The sequence below is a fragment of the Moorena sp. SIO2C4 genome, from assembly GCF_010672485.1.
GTDB lineage: Bacteria > Cyanobacteriota > Cyanobacteriia > Cyanobacteriales > Coleofasciculaceae > Moorena > Moorena producens.
Genome location: NZ_JAAHGN010000474.1, coordinates 1 through 5535, shown reverse-complemented (window position 1 = coordinate 5535; position 5535 = coordinate 1). Strand labels below are relative to the sequence as shown.

Below are 5535 nucleotides of genomic sequence, written 5' to 3'. Positions count from 1 at the left end.
GGAGATTACTGTTTCTTGTGGTGGACTATAACTTACCGTTCTTAAAGAGGAATGCTTTCTTACAGTTGGGACACTGGGACTCGTTGGGAGAGAGATCCCAACCTTCAACCTCCCAACCTTCAACCTCTCAACCTTCAACCTTCCAACCTTCAACCTCCCAACCTTCAACCTCCCAACCTTCAACCTCCCAACCTTCAACCTTCCAACCTTCAACCTCTCAACCTTCAACCTTCCAACCTTCAACCTCCCAACCTTCAACCTCCCAACCTTCAACCTCCCAACACCATACCCTAAATCTGATCCGAGTTGGAGACCCCAATCAAGCCATTAACTCTACCTTTACCCCAGCTGACCCAATTTATTTCAATTGGTTTTGCCAAGAATGTCAGGGAATAGGACGTTTAGCCACCATGGATCAAGCGGGTCGCAGTAGCCAGGTTATCATCAATGCTGCCAACTTTATCGTGAATTGGGTCAATAGCACCTATGGCAGCAAAAACTCTACCGAAACAGTACCACAGCCAGACTCTATCCCCCAAACCCAACCGTCTCCCGAGCTACCCTTTCGTCCTCAAACCATTCGTCGAGTAGATGCCAATGACCCTCAACCGGATGCCAACCCAAATCCAGAAGGGAGAGGTTTAGAACTTTACACTCCTAAAGACATTTACCACACAGTCGAGCTGATTGGAAAGCGAGTAGTGGAGCTATTTGCCAAAAACCAAAACCATAACGCTGCTGTGTTAGTACGGGAGAATCGACAAGGGAGCTTTGTGGTGGAACAACTGGAGTATCTTAAACGCCAGCATGAGATTGAAGTGTATGATGTCCAAAAACGCGATCGCGAATCCCACGTTCCCAGTCAAATCCTAACACTGCTGCAATTTCTCGACCGTCCCCATTCTCCGGATTACCTAAAAGCTGCCCTAGATGTCTTGGTAAAACGTCAGTTAATTCCCACCCAAGACCTCAATGCTCTATCCACCTATCCCGAACAATTCCTCTATCCTGGTCCATTGGACCCACCCCAGACAAAAGCAGTTATCAAAGCTCGCCGCTACTGCTGTGATTTACTGCGTGCTCGTTTAGAACTCCCCAATTATCACCTAATTTCCTTCCTGGCTCAGACCTTAAACTATGACCAATCCGAGCTAGCCACAGCAGATAAATTAGCCGAACGGATAGCAAAACAGACCTTTGGCAACAGTTCTATCAGTGAAACTCTAGCAGTACTTCAGGAAATCGTTAGCTCAGAACGTTTTGAACCTGTAGACCCAGACAATACAGACTCCCCTTATCTGCGTTCCCATCAACTGACTGTGATCACCATGCACAAAGCCAAAGGATTAGACTGGGACTATGTTTTCTTGCCCTTTCTCCATGAAGACACCCTTCCAGGTAATCCGTGGGTACCTACTGCCGCTCAGTTTTTGGGAGAATTTACCCTAGCAGAAGTAGCCAGAGCTCAAATTCGTGCCTATCTTCACGGTAAACCCTTACCCATGGCACCCGAGGCTTGGGAACAAGCCGCACAGCTTAAGACTGCTGAAGAATTCCGCTTGCTCTATGTAGCCATGACCCGAGCTAAACGGTTGCTGTGGATGGCCGCCGCCGATTTGGGACCATTTCGGTGGAATACCTTTAGTGGTAAAGGAGATAACTTGCAGCAGAAGAAACCCTGTCCAGTATTGCCAGCATTGAATGCTCAGTTTCCAAATTCTTTAATGGTTAATGATTAATGGTTAATGGTTAATGGTTAATTGATTCCTGACAATTTTTAAGTTTAAATTTACCTATTAACAAAAATACAGGGACTATTTTGTAAGTGATTAATGGGACTTTATCTATAGCAATGGCTGCTCAATTATTGACAAATTAAAGGGACTAAGAATTGCTCAAAGATTTATGTGACAAGCTAAATTATTACCTGTTCCCTGTTCCCTGTTCCCTGTTCCCTTTTCCCTGAGCACAGCGCTATAACACAAATAATAAAAAAAGAAATCAGAAAATATTCGGATAAAAAATATTTGACAAGGCCATAAATACCAAAAAATAAAATTGCCATTCACAAAAAAAATAATTAATTTGTAAATGAAGATTGAATTTCATATCAATGAAAACCAAATATCTGATTTGCGTAGCTACTGTTTCTGTCTTAACCAGTATTGTGGCAACTACTACTGCAGCTAGGAGTGCCACGATCGTTCAATCCGCTTCAGTGCCACTGATCCCAACAAATATCAATGACGAGCCTCTCACACCTGTTATCAACCCCTTCGACACCAGTCTCGGTACCCTTGATGCGGTAACCATAGAATTTAACGGGCTAATGTCAGGAGACGCACGGAGCGAAAGCCTAGACGCAAAGCCAGCAACTCTGACTTGGAATCTGGAAGGCTTATTCACATTGGTCGGAGCAAATAATACAACCCTGTTCACACAGACAGCAACAGTAAGAGATTCAGCCGTTGTCGCTGCCTATGATGGCACATTAGATTTTCAGGGCGAGTCTGCAGTTTCATTCATCGGACTAACCGCTAATGTATCTGGTGAGAAGACATTCACAAATGGTTCCGTATTTAATGCATTCCTGGGCACTCAACCCGTAGACTTTTTCTTTTCTGCGGAAACCATATCGATTGTTAACGGAACCGCTAATATACTCAATGCGATCGCAACAAAAGCTCAAGGGGATGTCCAGGTTACTTACGACTACACACCATCAGAGCCAGAGTCAGTACCAGAACCCACGACTCCCCTTGGCTTAGGTTTAGTCGCAGGACTAAAACTGTTGTGGCAACGAAAGGAAGATCGTTAATTGGTAAGCATTCAGCGGTCAGCGGTCAGCGGTCAGCTTATTTCATTCAAAAGCACCGATTGCGCTACTTGAGGTGCTGCACGAACAGTAGCGTGCCCATAGCCGATAAGCACCTCAAGTAACGTGGCCACAAGTCAATGGCTGATATAGCAGAAGTCAGAAGTCAGAAAAACTCTTGCGCTTACTTAGGTTTGAGACTAATGTCGATGTCCTAACTGCCCTGGCGACTGCTATAGCTGATAGCTGATAGCTGAATGCTTACGTTAATTGTTGATTGTTGATTGTTGATTGTTGATTCTTAAGAGCAAATTTTCAATTGCTTTAAGTGATATCTTTGAAAGCCACTTATTCTAAGGCTGTTTCGGTATCCTTAGGGGTGACCAAAAATACATCGATATAACTTTTCTACCCGGTATCATTCTTGAATACTTGATGATTTTGGATTTCAAATCTTTTCCTGAGCTCATTCTGTAATTGCTCAGCGCTATCTGGATTTATGTTATTATTATGTACCAGCAACAGCCGGGAAAATAAATGGTGACAAACTGCCCATTATTGATTATATAAAACATCAATAGGTGCTGAACTTTGATAGTAAGAACTTGTCGCTAAATCCAGGAACGGAACCACATCCGCAGGTGATACCCTGACTCAGACAAAGGTATACCTAAGTAAATTGGTAACCAGAATATAAAAGCTAGTACAACTACCAAGATTACAGTGACACCAGCACTACGATACTGGTTTTGCTCACTGTGTAGCCAGCGGTCAACTAGCCAAGCTAGTGCTAATCCTGAAAACACTGAAGCTCCCATATAATGATAAAGAAACGTGCAGCGAGTCACTTTCGTCCAGGGCAATAGGTTAGCGGCGTAGTTTACGATCAAATAGAGGGTAATCCAGGTATAGGAGGTTGGTATGGATTTCCAGCCCACCCCTTCGATGATGCGTTGGGTTAACAGCAGCAACAGCAACAAAATTGCTGTAGTCGAGAGCCACCATAGGAAAGGATTGCCCATGGCATGGACATCATAGATTAAATTGCTCCCACCAGCCGATAAGGGGGAGTCAGTGGAAACAGCCTCAGGGGTGTGACTAGCAGTCTGATAAAAGTAAGCAACCGGACGCCACATTAACAGCCAACTATACCACCGGGAACAGTAAGGATGGACGTCAGTGCCACTGCCGACATTTTGATGGAAGGTTAAAATTTTGACTTGAGACTCCCAGAATCCAGGGGTAGGATTCATCAGTAAGTGAGGAATCCACAGGAGGCTGTAGGTGAGAGCTGGTAAAATTACCAAGTTCAGCAGGATGTGCCCGACATTCAGTTGGGTCAGGTGTTGTAATGGATGGCTTAACGATGGTATGGGACGAGTACGGGTTGTCTGCCCAAAATAGGTTCTAAATAATTGCCATACCCAAGCGACAGCCCATACTATATAAATACCTAACAAAAACCACAAGCCATTCCACTTAATCGCTGCGGAAGCACCAAAAAAGACACCAGATAAGATTAGCATCAGCCAGCGTTTTGTAGCCTGATGATTCAGAGCCAGCAGCAAAAACAACTGACCCAGTAATCCCAAGATCACTAAATATATATTGTTGAGGGCATAGCGGGATTCTACTAGGAATAAACCATCAGTAGCTGCGAACAGAGCAGCAATCAAAGCATAGCTGCGACGTCGATTGAGTTGATAAGCCAAAGCCGCCACTACCATCGGAATCAAAGAACCCGTCAGGGCATTCAGCCATCGGTAACTCCAGGTAGACCGTAACGAACCAGTCAGCTCGTTAACCGTATCCTGTCCAAAGGGGAGGTGAGAGCCAATCCAGATGCCAATGGCAATGATGTACTGACTTAGGGGAGGATGGGGATTGAAAAAGGAAGTACCGGTTAAGTAGTTATTGGCAAATATAGCGTAGTAAACTTCATCGAATACCAGGCGATTAAATCGACCCAGTCCCCAAAATCGCAGGGCGAGTGACAGTAAAACAATGGCAGTTATGCCAATGCTAAACCAGGGGATAGACGAATCAGACGGCTTTTTTGGCAAAATCATCACCATCGAGGCTTGGGTTATCGGTCAATGGCACACTAGACTTCGCGGCAGTTGTCGGGAACAGGGAACAGCGGATCTGGGAACAGTGGACAAGAATTGACGCAAACACTAATTAGAAAAATACTTTTGCAAGAGGTCTACTCAATCTGGAGTAGAGGAGACCTTGATCAGAAATTATTTTCTGGGGGAAGAGCGGGAAGAGAGATAAGAGTGGAAAGACAACACTGCCCTTTTATCCCCCTTGTCTGCCTTCCCTAATTCCGAAAGTATAACAGGACTTACGCACAGACTCCATGGGTATGGTGGTCAAGGTTTTGCAAACCCTACAGGTAGCGTTAAATTGAGGTATTTGCGTAAGTCCTATATAAAATATGCCAATTAAATGCACACTAGCTTAATAACCTGTAAGCTGATCACCTACAACCTGTAACTTATATAGCACTACCCATTAAGATGTTTGACATTGTCTTGATGCAATAGCGAGTGGGGGAAACCACGGCAGTCGCTCATGGGGGGGACCCCCAAGACCGCGCTGCCTCCCCAAGACCGTAATGGTGCGTTTGACCTTGGCGAATTAAATTCGCCACGGGTCGCACCTCTGCATCGCTTCTAAAGATCGGAAGAGCACACGAACTCCAGTCACCAACTCTA

Annotated in this window: 4 protein-coding genes; 2 read left to right on the top strand and 2 right to left on the bottom strand. The window is 44.9% G+C overall.

The features are described from left to right. The coding region (locus tag F6K20_RS22305; RefSeq protein WP_287296058.1) for a 3'-5' exonuclease at window positions 1–1739 on the top strand (1739 nt) is incomplete at its 5' end. A gap of 374 nt (window positions 1740–2113) precedes the next feature. Beyond that, the gene (locus tag F6K20_RS22300; RefSeq protein ID WP_287266831.1) at window positions 2114–2818 is read left to right on the top strand and encodes a choice-of-anchor E domain-containing protein; all 705 of its coding nucleotides are present in this window, start codon (window positions 2114–2116) and stop codon (window positions 2816–2818) included. 608 nt (window positions 2819–3426) lie between these two features. Here the strand turns inward: F6K20_RS22300 and F6K20_RS22295 are convergent. Further along, the gene (locus tag F6K20_RS22295; RefSeq protein WP_287296056.1) at window positions 3427–4884 is read right to left on the bottom strand and encodes a dolichyl-phosphate-mannose--protein mannosyltransferase; all 1458 of its coding nucleotides are present in this window, start codon (window positions 4882–4884) and stop codon (window positions 3427–3429) included. Further along, on the bottom strand, window positions 4859–4993 hold the full coding sequence (locus F6K20_RS22290) for a hypothetical protein (protein ID WP_267872080.1): 135 nt from the start codon (window positions 4991–4993) through the stop codon (window positions 4859–4861). The genes F6K20_RS22295 and F6K20_RS22290 overlap by 26 nt, the downstream gene beginning before the upstream one ends. Window positions 4994–5535 lie beyond the last annotated feature (542 nt).